Consider the following 26404-nt stretch of genomic DNA (forward strand, 5'->3'; position numbering starts at 1 on the left):
GTGGTCGATAAAAACACACTCTGGGATGGTTTAAAAGAAAGTTTCCGCGCTAATTTGTCACCCGTTACCTTTAATACGTGGGTCGAATCAGCACTGCCTCTTTCTTACCAGCCGCCACGCTTCGTTTTACAAGTTCCTTCCCAGCTTCATAAAGACTACTGGGAGCGGACACTAACCCCCAAACTGGTCGAATTCGCTTTCTCCGATTTCCAAGCTGAATTGGAACCCGAATACGTCATTGAGGGGGAACAACCGGCTCAGCCAACGGTAAAAGAACCTGTTACTGACACCGCCACAACTGAAGTTGCTAATCACGCAAACTCTCTAAATGACAAATACACGTTTGATACATTCGTTATTGGTAAGGGGAACCAAATGGCGAATGCTGCTGCTATGGCGGTTTCTGAGGAACCTGGGACCTTGTATAACCCCTTGTTTCTTTATGGTGGTGTTGGCCTAGGTAAAACGCATTTAATGCACGCCATCGGCCATGCCATGATTGCCCGTAACCCTAATACCAACGTCATGTACGTCACCAGTGAAGAGTTCACCAACGATATGGTTATGTCGATCCGTGACAAGACTCAGGAACAATTCAGGTTGAAGTATCGGTACGTTGATCTACTCCTTGTCGACGATATTCAATTCTTTGCAGACAAGGAAGGGACTCAGGAAGAGTTCTTCCATACGTTTGAGCAACTTTACAACAATAGTAAACAAATCGTGTTGACGTCTGACCGCTTGCCCAACGAAATTCCTAAGTTACAAGACCGCTTAGTGAGTCGCTTCAAATGGGGCCTATCCGTTGACATTACAGCGCCTGACTTAGAAACACGAATTGCCATTTTACGCAATAAAGCTGAGCGTGAACAAATTGAAATCCCTGACGACGCACTCGAAATTATTGCCAGCCAGGTCAATAGTAACGTCCGTGAATTGGAAGGTGCTCTCGCACGTGTGCAGGCCTATTCGCGCCTCCAAAAGAAGCCGATTGATGAAGACTTAGTTCACAATGCATTGAAGAGCCTTAATCTCGAAAGCAAACCAACACTTACGATCGAACTCATTCAACAGAAGGTCGCAAGCTACTTTGACGTTAATCTCGTCGATCTTAAAGGCAAAAAGCGGATGAAGGAAATCGTTGTTCCGCGGCAAATTGCGATGTATCTAGCCCGTGAATTAACGAATTCATCCTTGCCAAAAATCGGTAAAGCCTTTGGTGGCAAAGACCACACAACTGTTTTGCATTCTTGCGACAAAATTGCAGAGAGCATTTCAAACGACGCAAAACTTGCTGAAAACATTCAGCAGCTTAAAATTGAGATACAACGCTAGTAAAAACTGGCGTATCATGGGGGCAGGACATCGTTAAGACCTGTGGATAAGTGAATCGAAACCATCTGAGTTTTACTTGAGTTATCCACAGGTGGAAAACTTTACCAGTTCTTGAAATTCTTGGTTTTCCACAGTATCCACACTGCCTACTACTACGACTATCTTTATATCTTAAATAAGTAATGGGGCTTTGCCCCAAATTACATAAACCACTTTGGGGGACTAAGAATGAAATTTACGGTCAATCGACAAAGTTTTATTAAAAAGCTCAATGATGTTTCACGTGCCATTTCGACAAAAACAACAATTCCGATATTAACCGGATTAAAACTAGAAGTTACCAATAATGAAATTACCTTTACTGGATCCGATACCGACATTTCGATTGAAACCACACTCCGTGCTGATGATGAAAACGCAGAGCTGAATGTTGAAGAAGCAGGTAACATTGTTTTACCAGCACGCTTCTTTGGTGAGATCGTCAAACGGTTACCAGAAGCTACGATGACCATCGCAGTTAAAGAAGGTTTTCAGGCAAACATTACATCTGGAGCAGCTGCCTTTACGATCAACGGGTTGGATGCCAATAGCTACCCGCACTTACCTGAAATTGAAAGCGATGATGAAGTAACGCTGGCTGGGGATGTCTTCCGTGACATCATCAACACCACAGTTATTGCCGTTTCAAACCAAGAAAGTCGCCCAATTTTGACTGGGGTTCACTTTACTTTGGCCGGTGATCAATTTACAGCTGTTGCTACTGATTCACATCGTTTAAGTCAGCGCAAAATCACACTGCCGACACCAGCCACGGAAACTCATGACGTAATCATCCCCGGGAAGTCCTTAGTTGAACTATCACGGATGATTGGTGAAGACAGCACTGATGTTAAAATGCGCCTCGCTGAAAACCAGGTGCTCTTCTTACTCGGTGACACATCTTTCTATTCACGTTTGTTAGAAGGAAATTATCCAGATACGTCACGCCTAATTCCTAGTGAATCTGACACGACCATGGAAATTTCAGCACCAACGTTACTATCTGCTATTGAACGTGCTTCGCTGTTATCACATGAAAGTCGTAACAACGTGGTTAAAATCACGTTGAAAGGCGAAGAAAAATCGGCCACAATTTTCGGCAACTCACCAGATGTTGGTGCTGTTGAAGAAAATCTATCGGCCATCAGCCTAGAAGGTTCAGACTTAGAAATTTCATTTAACCCAGATTATCTGAAGGATGCGTTGCGCTCTTTTGGTCAATCACAGATTAAATTAAGCTTCACCTCGGCACTACGGCCATTCACTTTGGTACCAAGTGAGGATGAACAAAACTTTATTCAGCTAATTACACCTGTGCGGACGTTTTAGTTGAATGCCTAACTAACTCAAAAAGGAGCACTCCGAGACCACTAGCATTTTGGTCTCAGAGTGCTCCTTTTTTGCACCAAGCTTGTGAAAGTCACATTCTGTGGTTGCCGTGTTTCCGATAATTCCAAACGACAAAACGTGGGAATTGGAGAAACAACGGCAAGATTCGAAATAAAAGTCGTTTTTTAAGGCGATTTTGTCGTATTTTGCGTTTAAAGCGTCTCTTAGCCATTTTGAGGGTTCGTTAGTATCGGGTATTTAAAAAGATATAAAATCGATTATAGGGCGTAAAAAGCGGTTAATTAATTGTTTTTCGGTTCTGAAAACGGTATAATAGTTACTGTAAGTAAGGGATGGTGTTGATTGTGAAAAAAGAAGTTTTAATCAAGACAGCCTTCATTACTTTGGGCCAACTATTGAAAGAAGAATCAGTTGTTGATTCAGGTGGCCAGGCTAAGTGGTACTTACGCGAGCATTCAGTATCCGTTAATAACGAACCGGATGATCGTCGTGGTCGTAAACTTTATCCTGGTGATTCAGTAGATGTCCCAGATGTAGGGCTATTTTTTATACGGCAAAATCAGTCAGCAGACACAACGGAAAAGGATGCGTAAATGTACCTGGAAGGTTTACACCTCAAGAATTTTCGTAATTACGCTGACCTTGACGTCAAATTTAATCAAGGTGTGAATGTGTTACTGGGCGAAAATGCACAGGGGAAGACAAACCTGCTGGAAGCAATTTACGTTTTAGCCTTGACGCGTTCGCACAGAACGGCCAATGATCGTGACTTAATTGGCTGGCAAGCTAATGAGGCCTTAGTTGCTGGTCGTGTTCATAAAACGAATACGGTTACGCCATTAGAGCTGACGTTTAGCAAGAAGGGCAAAAAAGCCAAGGTGAACCACCTTGAGCAGGCTCGTTTATCGGCTTATGTGGGCAATCTTAATGTGATTTTGTTTGCCCCAGAGGATTTGGAGCTGGTTAAGGGGTCGCCATCAGTGCGAAGACATTTCATTGACCAAGAATTTGGTCAAATGAGTCCTAAGTATCTGTATAACGCTGGTCAGTATCGGTCAATTTTGCGACAGCGGAATAATTACTTGCGACAATTGCAACGTAAACAGGCTAAGGATTTGGTTTATCTCGGTGTGTTGAGTGATCAACTAGCTGCGTTTGGCGCTGAAATTGTTGCGGCACGGTTGAATTTTCTTGATCAACTAGCCGTTTGGGCGCAACAAGTGCATAAAGTGATTTCGCAAGAGCGTGAAGAACTCGCGTTTGAATACGTTAACCAGATTAAAGCAACGCGCGAACAAAGTGTTGATACCTTATACAAAGCGTATCAGGAACAGTTTGAGCGACAACAAGCGAAGGAAATCGAGCAAGGGACGACATTAATTGGCCCTCACCGCGATGACCTTCACTTCATGGTTAATGGCAAAAATGTCCAGACGTTTGGCTCACAAGGTCAGCAACGGACAACAGCATTATCTGTGAAACTAGCTGAAATTGATTTGATGAAGGCAATCACAGGTGAATACCCAGTGTTGTTGCTGGATGACGTGCTGAGTGAACTGGATGATGCAAGACAGACACACCTGCTGCGGTCTATTCAAGACAAGGTGCAAACCTTTCTAACCACCACATCGTTAAGCGGTATTGCCCGCAAACTGATTAATGACCCAACGATATTCAATATTGCTAGCGGTCATTTAAGTCAGGATGAATTAGTATCATCAAACGATGGTAGTGATAGTCAGAACGGTACCGATGGACAGGAACCAAAACAGGAGTGAGTAACAAGTTAGTAAGCAGCAGTTTTTGAGCAACGTGGTTAACGGTCCGTTTTTAGATGCTGGGCCACGTTTGAGGAGGAATTACTTTGGCTGAACAAGACGACGAGCAAAAGTTAACGCAAGCGGAACGCGAACGTGTGGAACAGGCAGAAGCTGACCAAGCATCTAAGGTCGCTTCCGGCGATGCCAACCAACGTGAAGCTGAAGCTGGTCAGTATAATGCTGATCAAATTCAGGTTTTGGAAGGCCTCGAAGCCGTTCGTAAACGTCCCGGAATGTACATTGGGACGACCAGTTCTCAAGGACTGCACCACCTTGTGTGGGAAATTGTCGATAACGGGATTGATGAAGCGTTAGCCGGTTTCGCTAATGAAATTAATGTGGTTGTCGAAAAGGACAATTCCATTACTGTGACGGATAACGGTCGTGGGATTCCAGTCGATATCCAAAAGAAAACAGGTAAACCAGCGCTGGAAACCGTTTATACAATTTTGCATGCCGGTGGTAAGTTTGGCGGTGGCGGTTATAAGGTTTCTGGTGGTCTGCACGGGGTTGGTGCGTCCGTTGTTAACGCCTTGTCCACTGAATTGGACGTTAAGGTTATGCGAAATGGCAAAATCTATTACATGGATTTTGATACCGGTCACGTTAAGACGCCAATGAAAATCATCGGCGATTCAGAACCGCATGCTCATGGGACCATTGTTCACTTTAAGCCGGATCCGGATATTTTCCGTGAAACAACGGTTTATGACATTAAAGTCTTGACGACTCGGATTCGTGAACTGGCCTTTTTGAACAAGGGCTTACGGATTACGATTGCCGATAATCGCCCAGAAACGCCGACCAAACAAGATTTCCACTATGAAGGTGGAATTAAGGAATACGTTAAGTTCTTGGATGATGGCAAAGATGTTTTGTTCGAGGATCCTGTTTACGTTGAAGGAACTCAAAACAACATCGTGGTCGAAGTCAGCCTGCAATACACTGACGATTTCCACAGCAATTTACTAACGTTCACCAACAACATTCACACCTATGAAGGTGGGACTCATGAAACTGGTTTTAAATCAGCGCTGACACGAGTAATTAATGACTATGCGCACAAGAGTGGTCAGTTGAAGGATAACGACGATCCGTTGTCTGGGGATGATGTTCGTGAAGGTCTGACGGCCGTTGTTTCAATCAAACACCCAGATCCACAGTTTGAAGGTCAAACGAAGACTAAGTTGGGTAATTCAGATGCCCGAACCGCCACGGATCACTTGTTCAGTGACACATTCAGTCGGTTCATGATGGAAAATCCGGACACGGCTCGTAAAATCGTGGACAAGGGTATTCTGGCCTCGAAAGCGCGGGTTGCTGCCAAACGGGCACGTGAAGTTACACGGAAAAAGTCAGGTCTGGAAATTTCAAACCTGCCTGGTAAGTTAGCGGATAACACCTCTAAGGATCCAGTAATTTCAGAATTATTCATCGTCGAAGGTGATTCGGCCGGTGGTTCAGCTAAGCAAGGTCGGTCACGGTTAACGCAGGCAATCCTGCCAATTCGTGGGAAGATTTTGAACGTTGAAAAGGCTAGTTTGGATCGTGTCTTAGCCAATGAAGAAATTCGGTCATTATTTACCGCATTAGGAACTGGTTTTGGTGAAGATTTCGATATTTCAAAGGCTAATTATCATAAGCTAATCATCATGACCGATGCCGATGTCGATGGTGCCCATATTCGGACACTGTTGCTGACATTGTTCTACCGGTTTATGCGGCCAATGATCGACGCTGGTTACGTTTACATTGCGCAGCCACCGTTGTACCGAGTTGCTCAAGGTAAAATGATGCGCTATATAGACTCAGATGATGAACTAAACACGATTTTAGGTCAGTTGCCACCGTCTCCTAAGCCAATGATTCAACGGTATAAAGGGCTTGGTGAAATGGATGCTGAACAACTTTGGGAAACAACAATGGATCCTGAAAAACGCCGTTTGTTACGAGTTGATCCACAAGATGCCATTGAAGCAGATCAGATTTTCACCATGTTGATGGGTGATAAAGTTGAGCCCCGTCGGAAGTTTATCGAGGATAACGCTAAGTTCGTTGAAAACCTTGATGCTTAATTTGTTTGTGTGAATTAAAGCACTAGAGCGCCGACGTAAGAACGAAGACAAAGGAGTAGCGAAATGAGCGAAGATTTACCGAGTCGCATCACCGACGTCAATTTGTCGCAAACGATGCGGACATCATTTTTGGATTATGCGATGTCCGTTATTGTCGCCCGGGCGCTGCCAGATGTTCGTGACGGAATGAAGCCGGTTCACCGCCGGATTTTGTACGATATGCATGAACTTGGCAATACACCGGACAAACCCTATAAAAAGTCCGCCAGAATTGTTGGTGACGTTTTAGGTAAGTATCACCCACATGGTGACAGCGCCGTGTATGAATCCATGGTGCGGATGGCACAAGATTTTAGTTACCGGTATATGTTAGTTGACGGTCACGGGAACTTCGGTTCTGTCGATGGTGACGGTGCGGCTGCTATGCGTTACACGGAAGTGCGGATGAGTAAGATTGCACTGGAAATGTTGCGTGATATCAATAAAAACACGATTGATTTTCAAGACAACTATGACGGTACAGAACGTGAACCAACGGTATTGCCAGCACGGTTCCCTAACCTGTTAGTTAACGGTGCTTCAGGGATTGCCGTGGGGATGGCGACGAGTATTCCACCGCATAACTTGGCTGAAGTTATCAAGGGAATCCACATTTTGATGGACAACCCTGATGCCACAACGGCTGATCTGATGGAAGCCATTCCGGGACCAGACTTCCCAACTGGTGCGATCGTCATGGGTAAGGCTGGTATTCGGAAGGCTTACGAAACGGGTAAGGGATCCATTACCGTGCGTTCAAAAGTTGACATCGAAACGCAAAAGAACGGCAAGGAACGCATCATCGTGACCGAATTGCCATACATGGTTAACAAGGCCCGATTGATTGAGCATATCGCTGAATTAGCACGTGACAAACGCATCGAGGGTATCACGGATATCAACGATGAATCTGATCGTGAAGGTATGCGGATTGTGATTGACGCGCGTCGAGACTTTTCTGCGTCCGTTATTTTGAATAACTTGTACAAGATGACGATGTTGCAAACCTCATTCAGCTTCAACATGTTGGCTATTGAAGATGGCACGCCGAAAGTTCTTAGTCTTAAGCAAATTTTGATTGACTACTTGCGGCATCAAGAAAGTGTTATCCGTCGTCGGACTGAGTTTGATTTAAAGCGTGCTCAGGCGCGGGCGCACATTCTTGAAGGTTTGCGGATCGCGTTGGACCACATTGACGCCATTATTTCGATTATTCGTAATTCACAAACGGCTGATGTTGCCAAAGCCCAGTTAATGAACAACTACTCATTGTCCGACAAGCAGGCGCAAGCCATTTTGGATATGCGGCTGGTTCGGTTAACTGGTTTGGAACGTGGCAAAATTGAAGATGAATACACTGGGTTGATGAAAGATATCGCTGACTACAAGGATATCTTGGCCCATGATTCACGGATCAACGAAATCATCTACCAAGAACTACTTGAAATTCAGACTAAGTTTGGTGACAAACGACGGACTGAGTTACAGGTCGGTGACATTTCGAATATTGAAGACGAAGATTTAATCGAAGAAGAAGACGTCATTGTGACGTTGACTCACAATGGTTATATCAAACGTCTACCAACAACCGAGTTCAAAGCGCAACATCGTGGTGGCCGTGGGGTTCAGGGGATGAACGTTCATGATGACGACTTCATTGAACACCTAATTTCTACGTCGACTCATGACCGGTTGATGATGTTTACCAACACTGGGAAAGTTTATGCCATGAAGGGCTACGAAATTCCTGAATATGGCCGAACAGCTAAGGGAATTCCAGTGATCAACTTACTTGGCGTGGATGCCGGTGAACGTATTCAAGCGGTGATCAACGTCAAGGGTGGTCCGGATGAGAGCAATAATTACTTGTTCTTCACAACGGTTCATGGTGTGGTTAAACGCACGGCTGTTAGTGAATTCAGTAATATTCGGAGCAATGGACTGAAGGCCATCAACTTGCACGATGGTGATGAGTTGATGAATGTTTCCATCACGGATGGTCATCAAAACATGATTATCGGAACCCACCTTGGTTACGCGGTATCATTTGCTGAAGATGCTGTTCGCGACATGGGTCGTTCTGCGGCTGGCGTTCGCGGAATTCGTTTGCGTGACGATGACTTTGTCGTTGGTGCCGACGTGTTGAAACCGGACAGTCATGTGCTTGTTATTAGCGAGAAGGGTTACGGTAAGCAAACCAAAGCCAGCGAATACCCGATTAAGGGTCGCGGTGGTAAAGGGATTAAGACTGTTAACGTGACAGCTAAGAATGGGCCACTGACTGGATTAACAACGGTTAGCGGCACGGAAGACATCATGCTAGTGACTAACAAGGGTGTTATGATCCGCTTTAGCATCGATTCTGTTTCTGAAACAGGCCGTGCAGCGCTTGGGGTTCATTTGATTCGAATCGATGAAGATGCCTCAGTCGCAACGATGGCCAAAGTAGAACCTGAAATCGAGGACGAAGATGATTCAGCCAGTGCGACACCAACCGATGGTGATAACACAGTGGCATCATCTTCAAGCGAGGATGTTGATTCGACGACACCAGTAGCAGGCGATGAACCAGCCGGTGACGCTGACGAACAGGTCAACGAATTGTTGAAGCGTGCTGAAGCTGATCAGGATGATACATCTGATGATGCTGATGACGACAACGAATAAAGCACAATTAATTAAAGCATCGCGAATAAAATCGCGGTGCTTTTTTATTTACTCAGTAGCTGTCGATTGCTTTTATGATGCTAATCCTAGACAATAAAAGCGAATTATAAATTCTAGCTAAGGATGTGGTATTGCATGAGTGATTCAAAAAAGATTCTCGTCGTGACGACAGAACGGATCCCTGGTCAAGAGTATGAAGTTATTGGTGAAGTATTTGGGTTAACAACGCAATCCAAAAATGTTGTGCGTAATATTGGTGCTGGTTTGAAAAACATCGTTGGTGGTGAAATTAAAGCCTATACTGAGTTGCTCAGTGAGGCACGGGATATCGCAGTGGATCGATTGAGAGACAACGCTGCGGCGATGGGTGCTGATGCCGTAGTCATGATGCGTTATGACTCGGATTCAATTAGTCAAGACATGGAGACTGTCGCGGCTTATGGAACGGCTGTTAAATTTAAGTAGCGAGTAATTAAGATAAAAAAGATTCGACGACAACAAACATTTGTTATCGTTTTGCGTATGTTATAGGTGTGTGAACGAACAACAGGCGTTGCGGATTGGGAGTTCTGTGGTAAGACAAAATAACCTTTTAGTGTTTGTAACGTGGCGTGTATACGTCGATCAGTTACATCAAACGCAATAAGCTATCCCTTGTTATTTAAGCTTTGCCATGCTATACTTTTAGTTCGTGAGCGTTCGCCATTCTGGTGAATGACTCCTTACCCGTTTGAAAAACAGCGGGTCAAAAGTCCATAAGGAGGTAGACAGTCAATGTTAGCAACTAAGTATGAAATTACTTATATTGTTCGCCCAGATCTTGACAGTGAAGCTAAGCAAGCCTTAGTTGAACGTTTCGACAAGATTTTGACAGACAATGGTGCACAAATTGCTGATTCAAAAGACTGGTCAACTCGTCGCTTTGCGTACGAAATTGGAGGCTTCAACGAAGGTACTTACCACGTTGTAAACCTAACCACTGACCAGGCTGAAGCTTTAAACGAATTTGATCGTTTGGCTAAAATCAGCGATGGCATCTTGCGTCACATGATCGTTAAACGTGACGACAAGTAAACAAAACAAAAATTTTAAGAGAGGAGCACTACAACTATGATTAATCGCGCAGTTCTTACCGGACGCTTAACCCGTGACCCTGAAGTTCGTTACACACAATCAGGAGCAGCTGTTGGTTCATTTACGTTGGCAGTGGACCGTCAGTTCACTAACCAACAGGGCCAACGAGAGGCTGATTTCATTAACTGTGTAATCTGGCGTAAGTCAGCGGAAAACTTCGCTAACTTCACGCATAAGGGTTCACTAGTTGGTATCGAGGGCCGGATTCAAACCCGGAACTACGAGAACCAACAGGGCCAGCGCGTTTACGTCACTGAAGTAGTCGTCGAAAACTTTGCCTTACTAGAATCCCGTTCTCAATCTGATCAACGGACTTCCGGTAACACAAACGACAACGGCGGCTACAACAATAATGCTCCTCAATCAGGAAGCGCCAATCCGTTTGGCGGCACTGGTAATAATGGCGGGAACAATGCGGGTAATGCTGCACCTTCCAGTCAAACAAGCCAGGCCCCTGCTGATCCTTTCGCTGGTAATGGTGAAAGCATTGACATTTCGGATGACGACCTTCCATTCTAGTCTCAGAAGATAGGAGGATCATATCATGGCAGATCAACGTCGTCGTGGTGGTAACCGTCGTCGCCGTAAGGTAGACTTCATCGCCGCAAACCACATCGAATACATCGATTACAAAGACACTGAATTGTTGCAACGGTTCATCTCAGAACGAGGCAAGATTTTACCTCGTCGGGTGACTGGTACGTCCGCTAAGAACCAACGTCGTTTGACGGTGGCAATCAAGCGTTCACGGATCATGGGCTTGCTTCCATTCGTAGCCGAAGACTAATCAATGATTTATCAAACAGCCCTTTTAGGGGCTGTTTTTTTTAGTCTTTAAGTTTGCCAATTTCATTATCCACAGACTGTCGTGTGCTGTGTATTGGTCACATTAGATGTGATAAACTGGTAACAGTGTAACGGTACCGAAGTACTTTACTGGTAACAATACTTTATAGAAAGGAACGAACAACATGAGACAATTACTCGCAAGATTTCGTTTGCCCGTTTTCATGCAAAACACGCGTTTGCGGTGGATTGCATTTTATGGGTTGGCGTTAGGCCTGTTGGGCGTTATTACAGCGTTTATGTTGAATTGGATATTTGGGCTCATTGTGCTGATTGCGGCCGTTGTCGTGTTGGTCGTGATTTTCAATACTCTGCAGGAGATCAGCATCGATACGCAAGAGTTCATCGCCGATTTATCCTATCGCATTAAACGTGGTGAACAGGAAGCACTGATTGAAATGCCAATGGGCGTGCTGATTTTCAATGATCATCAACGCGTCGCTTGGATTAATCCATATTTACAGGCCTATTTTGGCGATACAGAAGTGTTAGGGAAGAGTATTGCCAGCGTGGATCAAACGTTGGCTGATGCGATTGAAGCACATGCAAAAGATGAAACGTACAGTACGATTACATGGGCTGATAAGCAATTTTATTTGCTGGTTCAACCAGAGTTAAACGTTGTGTACCTGATGGATGTCAGTCATTACGCGCAGATTGAACGGGACTACCATAATGAACAACTTGTCCTTGGAATTATTTCATTGGATAACTACGATGAAGTGACTCAAAGCATGAGTGATTCAGATATTTCGACACTTCGTAATTATGTGACGAGCACACTGACAGACTGGACTAAAGATTTTAATACGTACTTGCGCCGTTTGAATTCAGATCATTATTTATTAGTTGGCCATTTGAGTGACTTGGAAAATTTGGAAGCTGATAAGTTTAAGATTCTCGACACGATTCGTGAAACCACTTCTAAACAGAACTATCCGCTCACTTTGTCCATGGGATTAGCTTATGGACAGAAAGATATCAATCGTCTGGCTAGCTTAGCTCAGAGTAATTTGGACTTAGCCCTTGGTCGTGGCGGTGATCAGGTTGTCGTTAAAGCTGAAAATGAGGAAGCACGTTTTTACGGCGGTAAGACGAATCCAATGGAAAAACGGACGCGTGTGCGTGCCAGAATGATTTCTCAGGCGTTACAGGAATTATTCAGTCAATCGGACCAGATATTTGTTGCTGGTCACCGAACGCCTGATATGGACTCATTAGGGGCATGCCTGGGGATTAGACGGATTGCACAGATGAACGGTAAGAAATGTTGGATTATTCTGGATGAGGCACAACAGTCCCATTCTGATATTCAACGTTTGTTACAGTCCATTGATAATTATTCAGAAGTAAAAGATGCAATCATCACGCCGGCAGATGCTGCTAATCGGGCCACTGATCAAAGTTTATTGATTATGGTGGATCATTCCAAGCCATCCATGTCGATGGCTGAGAGTGTGTATGACAAGCTTCAGAATCGAACTGTGATTATTGATCATCATCGACGGGGTGAAGAATTCCCTGAAAACCCAATTTTGGTTTACATTGAGCCTTATGCAAGTTCAACTTGTGAGTTGATTACAGAGATGTTAGAGTATCAACCACAGGAAGCAAACGCAATGAACAAAATTGAAGCGACAGCAATGCTATCCGGGATTGAAATTGATACTAAAAACTTCACGAACCATACTGGTACGCGAACGTTTGACGCAGCTAGTTATTTGCGGTCAGCTGGTGCTGATGCAGAGCTGATTGTTCAATTTAATAAGGAAAATCCGGACAGTTACATGCAACGTAATCACCTCATTAGTCGAGTTGAACTGATTAATGAGAACGTGGCGTTAATCGCTGGAGAAGACGGTACCACATACGATTCAGTAACGGCAGCCCAAGCTGCTGATTCATTGCTAAATATGGCAGGTGTTGAAGCCTCGTTTGTTATCACCCAACGTGCTGACAACCGGGTTGGTATCTCTGCTCGTTCTACTGGTGAGGTTAACGTGCAGGTCATCATGGAACAAATGGGCGGTGGCGGTCATTTACAAAACGCAGCCACACAGATTGAAAATCAAAGTGTTACTGAAGTTCGTCAAGAATTATTGAACATTCTCAATAATCAGGCGGCAGAAGCGACACAGGATGCAAAGGAGTAACAACGATGAAAGTTATTTTTACGCAGGATGTTCGTGGTCGTGGCAAGCGCGGTGAGGTCAAAGAAGTACCAGATGGGTTTGCTCAAAATTTTTTGATTAAGACAGGTAAGGCAAAAGCGGCAACCGCTACTGCTATGAGCCAATTAAAAGGCCAGCAACGTGCTGAAGCTCGCGAAGAAGCAGCTGAATTAGCAACGGCTCAGGAATTGAAACAGAAATTAGAGGCTGATGAAACAGTTGTTGAAATTAAGGCCAAAGCTGGTTCAGATAGTCGTCTATTTGGTTCAATTCCTTCAAAGCAGATTGCTCAGGCATTAAATCAACAATTCAATATTAAGTTAGATAAGCACAAGATCGAATTGCCGGATCCAATTCGGGTGCTCGGTTATACAAATGTACCAGTTAAACTACACAGCCAAGTGACCGCGAAGATTCGTGTGCACGTGGTTGAACAATAGTTATTAAGGCATTTTGACCGCACTATTTCCCGGGAAATGGTGCGTTTTGTTATTTTGGTTCAGAATCAAGTGGAGATAGCATGGATAATGTAGATTTGCGGGAACAAACCCCGCCACAAAACATTGAAGCAGAGCAGGCCGTATTGGGGGCCATTTTCTTAAGTAATGACGCCATGCCTGAAGCGATGGAATATCTCCAAGCTGAGGACTTTTACCGTCGAGCGCATCAGATTATTTTTCAAACGATGATTGATTTGAATAATAACGGTACAGTCGTTGATGCCGTGACAGTTAATGATGCCCTGACTGCCAACGCACAAATTGATGACGTTGGTGGGGTGACTTACATTGCCGAGCTGGCACAGGCAGTGCCAACTGCGGCTAACGTCGTTTACTATGCCAAGATTGTTCAAGAGAAGGCTTTGCTACGTCGATTGATAAAGACGGCGACAGACATTGTTACCCGTTCATATAACGAAGAGGATGATGTTTCGACACTGCTTGAAAATGCCGAGACGGAAATCATGAAGGTGGCCGATGATCGCAATAGCGGTGGTTTTAAGCCGATTGCGGATGTGTTAAATCAGGCTATGAATACGGTTAATGAGTTATCGAAGAATGGTGATGAAATTACCGGGTTGGCTACCGGCTTTCATGAACTAGACAAGATGACGACTGGATTCCATGATGATGAATTGATTATTCTTGCTGCCCGTCCTGGTGTTGGTAAAACGGCGTTTGTTCTGAATATCGCCGAAAACGTGGCGACAAAGACGAATAAAACGGTGGCCTTGTTCAGTCTTGAAATGGGTGCTGAATCATTAGTCAACCGGATGCTTTGTGCTGAGGGCAGTATCGATGCAAACCATTTGAGAACAGGTCAGCTAACTGATGAAGAATGGCAGAACCTCGTTGTGGCCATGGGCGCGCTATCTAAGACCAGCGTTTACATTGATGACACACCAGGTAACCGGATGGCTGAAATCAGTGCAAAGTGCCGTCGTTTGGCCAAAGAACATGATCTAGGGATTATTATTGTCGATTACCTTCAGTTGATTGAAGGTGGGAACAAAGAAAACCGGCAACAAGAAGTTTCTGATATTTCCCGTCAGTTAAAAAAATTGGCTAAGGAATTACGTGTGCCAGTTATTGCTTTGTCACAGCTATCTCGTGGTTTGGAACAACGGCAGGATAAACGACCAGTGTTATCTGATATTCGTGAATCTGGTTCAATCGAACAGGATGCCGATATTGTTGCCTTCCTGTACCGTGATGACTACTATGAACGTGACAACGATGATGAGGATAATGACAACGATCCGCGTGATGACGAGGATCAAAACGTTGGGGAAGTTGAAGTCATTATTGAAAAGAACCGTTCTGGTGCCCGGGGAACTGTCAAATTACTATTTGTTAAGTCTTATAACAAGTTCTCAAACATTGCGTATAACGCGCAAAACTAAAGTGACAACCAATAAACGGGCGTGCATCGATGACGATGTACACCCGTTTATCAGTACTAATCAATCATTATTTCCGAGGAAATAAATTTGGAGGGAAGACCGATGCAACAACAAGTTACTGGGAAAGAAATTAAGCTGCCGTGGTTATTAGTTGCCGGGCTGCTCAACAATATGGGACAAAGTTTTATTTGGCCACTGACAACCATCTATATTCATGATGCTCTTCATGAATCATTGACAGTTGTTGGTCTCGTATTGTTGTTTAACTCAACTGCAAATATCATTGGTGCTTATTTAGGTGGCTGGCTGTTTGATCGTGTTGATGCTTATAAGCTGACGTTGATTGCGACAGTTTATGAGTTTATTGCCACGGCCTTCTTGATCTTTTGGCATGGGTGGCCGGCCTTTCCAATAGGTCTTGTATTTATGGGCTTTGGTAGTGGGCTTTTGATCACGCTGATTAATTCTTTGGGAACAACCATTAAAAGTCGTGATGGTCGATATGTGTTCAACATGATCTACTTTATGCAAAACCTTGGGGTTGTCTTTGGAACCATGATGGTTGGTTTTGTTTATGAACACGGCGTTCAATATCTATTCATTATCACAGCGGCAATGTATGCGGCCTACTTCTTCATCGCGATGACTCAATTTAATGTAGATAGTGTACGGGCCCATGCTGCCCACGCCAAGCAGACTAAGAGCAAAATCAAGTTGCCTAAACCTAATTTGATTATCATCTGGACGTTCTTCGCTACACTGATTGTCATTTGGATTATGTATGAACAATGGACATCAAACATGGCAGTTTATATGACTGATCAAGGGATTCCACTGACAAAATACAGTTTGTTATGGACGATCAACGCCGGGCTTATTCTTGTCTTTCAAATGGGCGTCAATTTTCTTGGCGATCGCATTCGCAATCCATATTATCAAATCATCCCAGGAATTGCCGCAGTTGCAATATCATTTGTTATTCTGCTCTTTGTTAAACAGTATATTGGGTTTGTCCTTGCCATTGCTGTATTAACACTTGGCGAAGCGACGGCCTTTCCAGCGATTCCGGCGATCGTCAATCAGTTGACCCCATTAGATGTGAAGGGGAAATACCAAGGTGCTGTTAATGCATCCGCCGCTGCTGGTCGGGCGATTGGTCCACTTCTAGGTGGTGTCCTAATTGATGCAACTTCATACAAATTTTTGTTTGGCTTTGCGGCAGTTGCCATTGCGTTAACATGGATCATGGTGATTGTCATTCGTCGATTGATGTATCATAAAACGACGCAGTATTAATGTATTTGGCTAAAAAATAAATACTCAAACAATTGGCAGCAACTCTGAATAGAGTCGCCGCCAATTGTGTTTATAGCACTATTTCCAGAATTGTCAGTGAATTTGAGGTCAGAACCACGTACAATAAATATAATTATGCTTATATTCGAGGAGATTGTGTAGTTGCGACGACAAGAAAAAATTTCACTGACGATTTTAACCTTTGGTGCTTTTTGGAGCTTACTATGCTCCACACTGATGAACATTGCATTGCCAATTTTAATGCGGACGTTTCACGTTACAGCCGAACAAGTCCAATGGGTTAGCAATGGTTATATGCTAATTAACGCACTGATGATTCCAGTTAGTGCCTATTTAATTAAACGGTTTTCATTTAGACGGCTGTTTCTTGGTTTCACCAGTGTTTTTTTGGTGGGGACGATTCTGGGCTCGATGGCACCATCTTTTTGGCTGGTCGTGTTTGCACGCATGATTCAGGCCGTTGGAGCAGGTGTCATGGTGCCGCTGGTAAATGTCATGGCGATTCGTTATGCGCCCAAAGGTAAGCAGGGGTCAGTGATGGGCTTTATCGGATTGGCATTCAATTTTTCGCCCATTATTGGTCCGACACTGTCAGGCATCATTTTGACCTACTTCTCTTGGCGGTATTTATTTATCTTACTAATTCCATTTTTGGCAGGCGTGTTGGTTGTGGCATTTAAGGCGTTACCAGCAGAGTCGCATAGCTTGGCGTTGTCCTTTGACTACCGAGGGTTAATGCTGATTAGTTTAGGCCTATGGTTCTTATTGTGGGCATTATCAAACGTCAGCCAGTTGCTGTCGGGAGAAGGGTTACTGATTAGCTTATCCTTAGTAGCAGCGATAGTTTTCTGGCTATTATTCGTTTGGTTACAATTGCGAACGAAGCAACCGCTGGTAAACCTTAACGTTTTTAAAACACGTCAATTTACGTTTGCACTAGTGATTAATTCACTGATTATCGCGACAATGTATGGTAATACGATCTTATTACCGCTGCTTGTCCAAAATAGCATGCATAAGAGCCCGCTCGTGTCTGGACTGGTTATTTTACCTGGGACACTAATTACCGGCTTTATGTCGTCTACCAGTGGCAAATTTTATGATCGTTTCAAAATCAAACATTTAGTGCTCATCGGACTTACAATTGACCTTTGTGGAACGCTGTTACAAATGTTGATTGGTGCACAGTCATCGATTTGGATGGTGACGTTAGGACAGGCGGTTCGACAGTCAGGTTTGGTACTGATGCTGATTCCGTTACAAACGCATTCGTTAGTTTATCTTAAACGAGCGCAACTTCCCGATGGTGTCGCAATTTTTAATACATTACGTCAGGTAGCCGCAACGATGGGAACGGCATTAATTGTGGCTGCTATTACGATTACTGATGCCCGTTTACATGTACCAAACTCGCGAGTCGGGATTCAAGTCGGTTTCGGCATTTGCTTGTGTCTATTACTGGTTGCAGTGACGCAGGCCTTTCGTTTGCAAAATGCGAAGGAAATTCCAGATAATGACTAGGCAGAAAAAATTTTAGTTTCACGTGTAACAATATGAGTTAAATTCAAAAGCCTGATTTCTCAACCAATACTGTGAGAAATCAGGCTTTTTAGACTATTTAAAGTTTGGTACACCAAAACGAAGGTAAAGCGCGATGGTTACCACAACGTAGGCTGTTCGACCAATTAATGGCCACCAACGAATGAGACCCTTGAACCGGTCCGTTTGATAAGCCAATTCAAGTGAGGCGAGACTGCCGACGACAAGAAAGACCCAACTGGCAAGCGTGAGTGCCATTACGATAGTTACGGCGGACCACCACATCGCAATGTGAGTAGACACTTTGGGGTCAGAATATGCTTTGACAGTGGTTACCAGACAAGCAGCGACATAGCCAACGGCCAGTAACTGAGCAAGAAAATAATACACGAGCAGCACTCACTTTCTTCACGGTTTCATTAAAACGTTCGGTTAATTGTACCGCAAAACGTGCACCTCGCCCACTGTGATTAGAACATCGTTGGCACGATCCCGCCGTCCATACGGATAGCGTTGCCACTAAAGCCACCAACGGCAGGACTAGCGACAAGGGTGACAAGTTTGCCAATTTCTTCTGGGCGAATGAGTCGGCCAAGCGTTGATGTTGGTCGATTCTTGGCCATGTATTCACGTTCTTTTTCTTCAAACGTTTGCGTTGGGTCAGGGTACAAATCGTTAATAAAATCGACCACGCCCTCAGTCAGTGTGGACCCTGGCATAACGGTGTTTACCGTAACGTTAGTACCACGAGTGACGTTGGCTAAGCTTTTGGATAGATTCAGTTGCATGGCCTTAGTCATACTATATTGCGGCATTTCTGGGGATGGCATGATGGCGGCCTCACTAGCGATAAAGATAACCCGACCGAAATCAGCTTTCATCAGCCCTGGTAAATAAAATTTCACGAGGTCATTAGCGCTTAAAACGTTGGTGTTAAAGTAGCTATTCCAAGTTTCATCATCGATGTCGAAATAATCCATGGTGCCAAAAATACCTAGGTTGTTGATAAGGATGTCCAGAGTTGGAAACTTTTCTTCCAATGCTGTGCGACCGTCAGATGTTGTTAGATCAAACGGTGCCGGTTGCAAAGAAGCATCTGGGACAGCTTCGGTAATGTCGCTGATTGCCGTTGAAACACTCTTCTGACTGCGGCCATTGATAATAACCGTGGCCCCTTCCCGAGCTAATTCAGTAGCAATAGCCTTACCAATTCCCTTGGTTGAACCTGTTACGAGAGCGATTTTGTGCGTTAATTGTAAATCCATATGTCATAATCTCCTGTCTTTTTTCAATCATCAGGTTAGTTGGTTCTCAGTTAAAGAACAAGTAGGCACTTTTTGGTAACCAATAAAAATAGAATCATAACAATTAATATATTTGTAAAATACGAACTATACAATTAATACCTAACGTAATAGTTAATATTTATCGTTGATTTAAGAAATGTGCAATGATAGAATTCCTTTATTAACTTGGAAACGAGTTAGCGGATGCTTTTATAAACACGAACTTTATTTAAATGTTTGAAATTAATTAGAAAGGTTAGTCACTCATTTGATGATAAGGAGATATTAAGGTGAAACGTGCATTGATTAGTGTATTCAATAAAACAGGAGTTGTGGATTTTGCCAGTGGTTTGGTTGACTTGGGTTTTGAAATTGTTTCAACAGGCGGTACTGCACGTCATCTAAGCTCCGCTGGGGTGCCAGTTATTAGCGTAGAGTCAGTGACAAAATTTCCTGAAATGCTTGATGGAAGGGTTAAAACGCTCCATCCCCGCATTCATGCAGGAATTCTTGCGCAGCGCGATAAAGCTGAACACATGCAAACGTTGTCTGAAAACGATATTGAACCGATTGACGTTGTGTGCATCAATCTATATCCATTTTCTGAAACGATAAATCGACCGGGTGTTTCACATACCGAAGCAATTGAGCAAATTGATATTGGTGGTCCGACGGCACTGAGGGCGGCCGCGAAGAACGCTAAAGATGTTTGGGCTGTTGCAGATCCGAGCGATTATTCAGCCGTACTGAGCGGCATTAAGTCCGAAGATGCGACGTTACGCGGTCAGCTGGCAGCAAAAGTTTTTTCCATTACTGCCGCCTACGATGCAGCTATTGCACATTATCTAAATCCTGAACCCTTCCCAGAAAAATTAACGATGACTTATCAGAAGCGCCAAGCTCTTCGTTATGGTGAAAATGCACATCAACAAGCTGCTTTTTATACAAAGGAATATCCTTCGAAAATAAGTCTTGCATCTGCTAACCAGCTTCATGGTAAAGAACTTTCCTACAATAATATTAAAGACGCTGACGCAGCTTTATCCGCACTTAGTGAATTTGATCGACCAGCAGTGGTGGCCGTCAAACATATGAATCCGTGTGGCATTGGTCTCGGAGATGATATCGAGCAGGCATGGGACAAAGCATACAGTGCAGATAAAATGTCGATTTTTGGTGGCATTGTTGCGCTGAATAGATCGGTCGACCTTGCCACAGCGACAAAGATGCACGCCTTGTTTCTAGAAATTATCATGGCGCCTGCGTTTGATGATGATGCTTATGCAATTTTGGCGGCGAATTGTCAAACTAAGTGCAACGGTTTGTCAAAAAATACTTCATATGGGGTTTCATAGTTTAACACTTTGCGAGGACGTTGATTTAACTGCTTTTGGCAGTGTTCAACGTCCTGTTCTGTATAATTATCAATATCTGTTCGCTTGGGAAAATATTCCCGGATTAATCCATTTGTATTCTCATTTGTTCCACGCTGTTCAGGCGAATATGGATCGGGCCAATAGACAGTAACACCTAACCTTTCGCTGATTTCATCAAGATGAAGAAATTCGGTCCCATGATCTGGTGTAATAGAATGAACAAATTCTTTAGGAATGGCCCCTAACAGTTCAACTAAGCCTTTATTTATCTCCTGCGAGTCCTTTTGCACAACCTTTTTGATAAGCGTAAGCCGACTAAGCCGATCGACAATCGTTAAAAGGATGGAGTGACCCGTTCGACCAATCACAGTATCAATTTCCCAGTCACCTATACGTTGACGCTGGTTGATAAAACCAGGGCGCTCATGGATCGAGATATAGTCGGTCTGTACTTCTCGATGTCGTCTAGTATTCTTTGAATGCCGAGTCCGATGTTTATGTCTGAGATGGCGCTGAATACCGGTATCACCACGTGAGGAGTACTTCTCACCTAAATTGTGTTGATAGATATGACGGTAAATTGTGTTGTAGCTAACACACCATTGATGTTCCTTATTAAAGCGAGCGGTAATCTGCTCTGGTGACCAGTGCAGATCTAAGATGTAATGAACAATTTGACGGCGTAATTGTGGATGGCTGTCTAATAGCCGCTTCTTGTGACAATTCTGCCGCTTTTGATGATAGTCATTATCTGCTTTGCTTGGGGAATAATTACCTGCACAACGTTTTAACTCCCGTGAAATAGTGCTTGGATTTCGCCCCAGCCGTAACGCAACAGCCCGGATAGATAACCCCTTAGCTCGTAAAAACATAAGTATTTCACGTTCTTTTATAGTAAGATGTTTATAGCTCATACCGGATACCTCGAATTGTTTGATTTGGTCGTTAAACATATTCTACCCGGTATGGGTTTATTTTTTTACTTTGTGTTGCATTTCAATTGTAAATTCGCCGCTAAGAAAAAGAACGTCAGATTGCTAACTATCGGATTAGGAAAAGCACAACCAGGTGAACTTGAGGCGATTTCTGTAACAGGTGGGTTGCTTTTACAAAATAAAGATCTTCAGACTGAAGCAATTACTGATATGACCGTTGTAACAGAAATTCAGCCAACTGAGGCAGAACTAAAAGCGCTTCAGTTTGCACAAACTGTTGTGAAACATGTTAAGAGTAATGCCATCGTTGTAGCTACTGCTGATCAGACATTGGGCATTGGTTGCGGCCAAATGAATCGTATTGGTTCAGTGGAACTAGCTATTAGCGCCGCAAAAAAACAGCCTCGATTTAACGAGGCCGTGTTAGCTAGTGATGCCTTTTTCCCGATGGACGACTGTGTTGAATATGCGGCTAAGCATGGTATTCATGCAATAATTCAACCGGGTGGTAGCATCCGTGATCAAGATTCTATTGATAAGGCCAACGAACTTGGCATTGCAATGGTGACGACAGGTGTTCGGCATTTTCGACACTAGTTTATGGTCTGATATCATTACGCCAAACATACAGAATGATAATCCGGGGGTATTTACATGCATTGGTTGGCTGATTTAATGGCGGCAATGGGCGTTGTTCTGAATGGGATTCCGCAAGGTATTATGGCCATGACTCTGGGATTCGCCATTTTTCCAACATCCTTTTCCTTCGTTTTTGGCGCATTAGTGAATGGCGCAGTCGGATCAGTTGCGCCTATTTCATTTCAGGCCGAGTCATTAGGCTTATTAAGTCGTTTAGGTCAAACACACCGAGAACGGTCGTCGATCATTTTTGGTGGTTCCATCATTATGTTAGTTATTGGTTTGACAGGTACTTTAACGAGTATCGTACATGTTTTAGGAAATGGTATCATCGCGGGTATGATGGCAGGCGTTGGTTTAATGCTTAGCAAGATCAGCTTGACAATGGTTAAAAACGAACGAATTGCTGGTGGCACTTCTGTCGGCGTTGCTGTGCTGACATATTTATTAACGAAGGACCTGGTTTGGACAATTGTTTTATCCGTCATTGCATCAAGCTTAGTGGCCGTTTATGGCACTCACTATCGGGTGGAACTGCCACAATACGTTGTAGAGCGGCGCTTTCACTTCTTGAAACCAATGGTTAATCTGCGAGTGATTCGGGGAGCGCTAAGCTTAGCTTGTTTGAATATTGGCGCGAACATTTCATACGGGCTGTTAACTGGGCAGCTAACAGGCATTAAGCCAAATCCGGTGAACCTGAATATTCTGACGGGGACTCAGGCCTTTGCTGATATGGGAACGAGTTTACTTGGTGGGGCGCCAGTAGAAAGTATTATTTCGGCGACCGCAAGCGCACCAGAACCAGTTGTTTCTGGAATATTGATGATGTTACTAATGGCACTTTTATTATTTTCCGGTTGGTTACCACGATTGGGTAAATATGTACCAGCTGCTTCAATTGCAGGATTTCTGCTAATTTTGGGAGCCGTGATTATTTTTCCAGAGAATGCTGCATTAGCGTTGAAAGGATCTGGTGCATCGGTTTCCGCGTTGACATTGATTGTCACAGCATTAGTTGATCCAATGTCAGGCTTATTGACAGGGGCCATTTTCAAATTTATTTTGCCAATAGGTAGATTGCAAATTTAATCCGAATTTTTGGACAAATTGGTCAGCATAACCTGATACGGTGTTTTCCAGTCAAGTATTTTAAGCGGTCTCTGGTTAATTTGGAGTAACGTCGTCGTTAAATCTTGAGCACTAATGTGCTCAAAACGAGTCCCCTTAGGATAAAAATAACGTAAATTCCGATTAAAGCGTTCATTACTACCACGTTCAGCTGGCGTATAAGCATGACAGTAATAGGTCTTAATACCATATTGTGATTCAAATGATACTAGCCCACTAAACTCAGTACCACGGTCCACAGTAAAACTGTGCACCGGTCCATTAAAAGTTGTTAGGAACTTAGTCAGTGCTTCATTAACACTCGCTGTCGTTCGGTCCTTTAACCGATATGCCCAAAGGAACCGTGATTTGCGATCGATTAAAGTTAATAAAACTGCCTTACTATGCCCACGAGGGCCAACGACGGTATCTAGTTCAAAATCACCGATGCGATTACGTTGATTAATCATCATGGGACGCTGTTCAATCGATCGCCCCAAAGATTGATTATATTTGGATCGTTGGTCAACGTTACGCCGTTGGCGTACGCCATGTTCAGGTAGATCATTCAAGGAGAAACCAATTCTCCCCTGATTTAGCCAATTATAAATAGATTTAGTCGCTAGTTTAAATTCGTGAGCAATCATTCCTGGTGACCAGCTTAGATGTAAATGGTTGAGAATTGTTTGCTTTAACTCATCGCTCAGCTTAGTTTTCCGACCACATCGTGATCGCTTGTATTCGGCATCTGTTTGTGCTAATTCAGCCTGATAAGGTTGACATCGAGATAATTCATAAGAAATTGTTGACGGTGATCGGTTCAGCCGAACGCCCATTTGGATATTGGACAGCCCTAGTTCACAAAAGGTTTCGATTTTAATTCGTTCGGAATAGGTTATACTAGACAAAAGATCAGCTCCTAAAAGATGGGTTTGTTGTAAACACCATTTTAAAGGAAGCTGATCTTTTTTGTCCGAACAGCGTTCGGATTAATTTTACAATCTACTTTACTTTTAGGTAACGTCGGTATATTATAAGCATCGAAGGAGTTCATACCCCTCACTCCTCCGACGTAATGTATCTCCCCCCAGATATGTTAAGACTCTCTCTAGAATGATGGCTGACCTAGGATTCCCCGATCCTAGGTCAGTTTCTTTTTGTCTATTTTTATTGGCACGTCTTAAATTGAAAAGACTGGCAGAGACCCCAGAACAGTAATATCATCCCTCGTTGCTGCTGTTCCCTCGGCCAAAATCGCACATTTACAAACAACATTGGCATCAACTTTAGCCATTAAATTTTCTGCTGCAGTCAATGAACCTCCAGTCGAAATCACATCGTCCACTAAGAGTATTCGTTTGTCAGTAAGTCGAAGAACATCATTACCATCTAGCACTAACGTTTGTGACTCATTTGTCGTAATTGACTTTACAGGAACACTTATTGGATGAGCCATGTACCCCTTTACACTTTTGCGAAGGACAACATAGTTCTTACGATGCGTTATTTTGCTTATTTCTTCGGCTAACGGAATACCTTTGCTTTCCATTGTGACGATTTCATCAAACGGTTCAGTTATTCGTTTGACAAGTTCAGCGGCTGCATAACTAGCCATTTCTGTATCCCCGAGCAGAACAAACGATGCGATTGCAACAGTCGAACTAATCGGAATAATCGGCAACTTTCTTTTCAGAACCCCTATCGTAACTTCATAACTTTTTTCCATCCTCATAACCCCAATCTGATTATTAGTAGATTGTAAAATTAATCCGAACGCTGTTCGGACAAAAAAGATCAGCTTCCTTTAAAATGGTGTTTACAACAAACCCATCTTTTAGGAGCTGATCTTTTGTCTAGTATAACCTATTCCGAACGAATTAAAATCGAAACCTTTTGTGAACTAGGGCTGTCCAATATCCAAATGGGCGTTCGGCTGAACCGATCACCGTCAACAATTTCTTATGAATTATCTCGATGTCAACCTTATCAGGCTGAATTAGCACAAACAGATGCCGAATACAAGCGATCACGATGTGGTCGGAAAACTAAGCTGAGCGATGAGTTAAAGCAAACAATTCTCAACCATTTACATCTAAGCTGGTCACCAGGAATGATTGCTCACGAATTTAAACTAGCGACTAAATCTATTTATAATTGGCTAAATCAGGGGAGAATTGGTTTCTCCTTGAATGATCTACCTGAACATGGCGTACGCCAACGGCGTAACGTTGACCAACGATCCAAATATAATCAATCTTTGGGGCGATCGATTGAACAGCGTCCCATGATGATTAATCAACGTAATCGCATCGGTGATTTTGAACTAGATACCGTCGTTGGCCCTCGTGGGCATAGTAAGGCAGTTTTATTAACTTTAATCGATCGCAAATCACGGTTCCTTTGGGCATATCGGTTAAAGGACCGAACGACAGCGAGTGTTAATGAAGCACTGACTAAGTTCCTAACAACTTTTAATGGACCGGTGCACAGTTTTACTGTGGACCGTGGTACTGAGTTTAGTGGGCTAGTATCATTTGAATCACAATATGGTATTAAGACCTATTACTGTCATGCTTATACGCCAGCTGAACGTGGTAGTAATGAACGCTTTAATCGGAATTTACGTTATTTTTATCCTAAGGGGACTCGTTTTGAGCACATTAGTGCTCAAGATTTAACGACGACGTTACTCCAAATTAACCAGAGACCGCTTAAAATACTTGACTGGAAAACACCGTATCAGGTTATGCTGACCAATTTGTCCAAAAATTCGGATTAAATTTGCAATCTACCAAAACGTGATATTTAATGATGTTAATTTTT

General features: G+C 43.5%; 22 protein-coding genes and 2 pseudogenes. 19 read left to right on the forward strand and 5 right to left on the reverse strand.

From position 1 onward, the window contains the following. The 15 genes from dnaA to ABUE36_RS00075 all read left to right on the forward strand — a co-directional run bounded on the left by dnaA (position 1) and on the right by ABUE36_RS00075 (position 18217). Positions 1–1335 (forward strand): chromosomal replication initiator protein DnaA, encoded by a 1335-nt coding sequence (gene dnaA, locus ABUE36_RS00005; RefSeq protein WP_161002015.1) that lies wholly within the window; start codon positions 1–3, stop codon positions 1333–1335. A gap of 228 nt (positions 1336–1563) precedes the next feature. Continuing rightward, on the forward strand, positions 1564–2703 hold the full coding sequence (gene dnaN, locus ABUE36_RS00010; RefSeq protein WP_161002631.1) for a DNA polymerase III subunit beta: 1140 nt from the start codon (positions 1564–1566) through the stop codon (positions 2701–2703). Positions 2704–3056: 353 nt separating this feature from the next. Beyond that, entirely contained in the window at positions 3057–3317 is a 261-nt protein-coding gene (gene yaaA / locus ABUE36_RS00015) for a S4 domain-containing protein YaaA (protein WP_017262427.1), read from the forward strand. Further along, positions 3318–4502 (forward strand): DNA replication/repair protein RecF, encoded by a 1185-nt coding sequence (gene recF / locus ABUE36_RS00020; protein WP_161002013.1) that lies wholly within the window; start codon positions 3318–3320, stop codon positions 4500–4502. An 86-nt stretch (positions 4503–4588) separates the two neighbouring features. Beyond that, entirely contained in the window at positions 4589–6619 is a 2031-nt protein-coding gene (gene gyrB, locus ABUE36_RS00025; RefSeq protein ID WP_162855663.1) for a DNA topoisomerase (ATP-hydrolyzing) subunit B, read from the forward strand. Between the two features lie 63 nt (positions 6620–6682). Beyond that, positions 6683–9325, forward strand: a complete 2643-nt coding sequence (gyrA, locus tag ABUE36_RS00030) for a DNA gyrase subunit A (protein ID WP_161002012.1) — start codon at positions 6683–6685, stop codon at positions 9323–9325. Between the two features lie 135 nt (positions 9326–9460). Next, positions 9461–9790: a heavy metal-binding domain-containing protein gene (locus tag ABUE36_RS00035; protein WP_161002011.1), complete on the forward strand. Its 330-nt coding sequence runs from the start codon at positions 9461–9463 to the stop codon at positions 9788–9790. 309 nt (positions 9791–10099) lie between these two features. Beyond that, the gene (rpsF, locus tag ABUE36_RS00040; protein ID WP_017262422.1) at positions 10100–10399 is read left to right on the forward strand and encodes a 30S ribosomal protein S6; all 300 of its coding nucleotides are present in this window, start codon (positions 10100–10102) and stop codon (positions 10397–10399) included. A gap of 36 nt (positions 10400–10435) precedes the next feature. Continuing rightward, positions 10436–10978 carry a single-stranded DNA-binding protein gene (gene ssb / locus ABUE36_RS00045; RefSeq protein WP_161002010.1) on the forward strand — a complete coding sequence of 181 codons (543 nt, stop codon included), beginning with the start codon at positions 10436–10438 and terminating at the stop codon, positions 10976–10978. A 25-nt stretch (positions 10979–11003) separates the two neighbouring features. Next, complete coding sequence (gene rpsR / locus ABUE36_RS00050) at positions 11004–11246, forward strand: 30S ribosomal protein S18 (RefSeq protein WP_017262420.1); 243 nt, start codon at positions 11004–11006, stop codon at positions 11244–11246. Between the two features lie 184 nt (positions 11247–11430). Beyond that, positions 11431–13458: a DHH family phosphoesterase gene (locus tag ABUE36_RS00055; protein WP_178941745.1), complete on the forward strand. Its 2028-nt coding sequence runs from the start codon at positions 11431–11433 to the stop codon at positions 13456–13458. A 5-nt stretch (positions 13459–13463) separates the two neighbouring features. Next, the gene (rplI, locus tag ABUE36_RS00060) at positions 13464–13916 is read left to right on the forward strand and encodes a 50S ribosomal protein L9 (protein WP_017262418.1); all 453 of its coding nucleotides are present in this window, start codon (positions 13464–13466) and stop codon (positions 13914–13916) included. Between the two features lie 80 nt (positions 13917–13996). Further along, a complete protein-coding gene (gene dnaB / locus ABUE36_RS00065; RefSeq protein ID WP_161002008.1) occupies positions 13997–15379 on the forward strand; it encodes a replicative DNA helicase in 1383 nt (460 codons plus the stop codon). A 102-nt stretch (positions 15380–15481) separates the two neighbouring features. Next, positions 15482–16675 (forward strand): MDR family MFS transporter, encoded by a 1194-nt coding sequence (locus tag ABUE36_RS00070; RefSeq protein ID WP_161002007.1) that lies wholly within the window; start codon positions 15482–15484, stop codon positions 16673–16675. Between the two features lie 162 nt (positions 16676–16837). Continuing rightward, the gene (locus tag ABUE36_RS00075) at positions 16838–18217 is read left to right on the forward strand and encodes a DHA2 family efflux MFS transporter permease subunit (RefSeq protein ID WP_421016972.1); all 1380 of its coding nucleotides are present in this window, start codon (positions 16838–16840) and stop codon (positions 18215–18217) included. 93 nt (positions 18218–18310) lie between these two features. On the opposite strand, the gene ABUE36_RS00080 is transcribed toward ABUE36_RS00075, so the two are convergent. Both ABUE36_RS00080 and ABUE36_RS00085 read right to left on the reverse strand, forming a co-directional pair. Then, positions 18311–18625 carry a hypothetical protein gene (locus tag ABUE36_RS00080; RefSeq protein ID WP_161002005.1) on the reverse strand — a complete coding sequence of 105 codons (315 nt, stop codon included), beginning with the start codon at positions 18623–18625 and terminating at the stop codon, positions 18311–18313. Between the two features lie 80 nt (positions 18626–18705). Further along, positions 18706–19500, reverse strand: coding sequence for an SDR family NAD(P)-dependent oxidoreductase (locus ABUE36_RS00085; protein WP_178941747.1), 795 nt, complete (start codon positions 19498–19500; stop codon positions 18706–18708). Between the two features lie 311 nt (positions 19501–19811). Between ABUE36_RS00085 and purH (ABUE36_RS00090) the strand changes: the two are divergent. After that, positions 19812–20816 (forward strand): annotated as a pseudogene (purH, locus tag ABUE36_RS00090) (bifunctional phosphoribosylaminoimidazolecarboxamide formyltransferase/IMP cyclohydrolase); the annotation flags it as partial. A gap of 8 nt (positions 20817–20824) precedes the next feature. Here purH (ABUE36_RS00090) and ABUE36_RS00095 read toward each other — a convergent pair. Further along, a complete protein-coding gene (locus ABUE36_RS00095) occupies positions 20825–21811 on the reverse strand; it encodes an IS30 family transposase (RefSeq protein ID WP_191982121.1) in 987 nt (328 codons plus the stop codon). 99 nt (positions 21812–21910) lie between these two features. Between ABUE36_RS00095 and purH (ABUE36_RS00100) the strand changes: the two are divergent. Next, a pseudogene (purH, locus tag ABUE36_RS00100) lies at positions 21911–22429 on the forward strand (bifunctional phosphoribosylaminoimidazolecarboxamide formyltransferase/IMP cyclohydrolase); the annotation flags it as partial. Positions 22430–22486: 57 nt separating this feature from the next. Beyond that, complete coding sequence (locus ABUE36_RS00105; RefSeq protein ID WP_421016973.1) at positions 22487–23563, forward strand: NCS2 family permease; 1077 nt, start codon at positions 22487–22489, stop codon at positions 23561–23563. On the opposite strand, the gene ABUE36_RS00110 is transcribed toward ABUE36_RS00105, so the two are convergent. Together ABUE36_RS00110 and ABUE36_RS00115 are read right to left on the reverse strand one after the other, a co-directional pair. Further along, a complete protein-coding gene (locus tag ABUE36_RS00110) occupies positions 23560–24489 on the reverse strand; it encodes an IS30-like element ISLpl1 family transposase (RefSeq protein ID WP_096109805.1) in 930 nt (309 codons plus the stop codon). The genes ABUE36_RS00105 and ABUE36_RS00110 overlap by 4 nt on opposite strands. 272 nt (positions 24490–24761) lie before the next feature. Continuing rightward, on the reverse strand, positions 24762–25307 hold the full coding sequence (locus tag ABUE36_RS00115; protein WP_161002001.1) for a phosphoribosyltransferase family protein: 546 nt from the start codon (positions 25305–25307) through the stop codon (positions 24762–24764). 123 nt (positions 25308–25430) lie between these two features. Between ABUE36_RS00115 and ABUE36_RS00120 the strand changes: the two genes are divergently transcribed. Next, positions 25431–26360 carry an IS30-like element ISLpl1 family transposase gene (locus tag ABUE36_RS00120; protein ID WP_096109805.1) on the forward strand — a complete coding sequence of 310 codons (930 nt, stop codon included), beginning with the start codon at positions 25431–25433 and terminating at the stop codon, positions 26358–26360. The last annotated feature ends 44 nt before the right edge of the window (positions 26361–26404 follow it).

This window comes from Furfurilactobacillus cerevisiae (assembly GCF_048961765.1).
Taxonomy (GTDB): Bacteria; Bacillota; Bacilli; order Lactobacillales; family Lactobacillaceae; genus Furfurilactobacillus; species Furfurilactobacillus milii_A.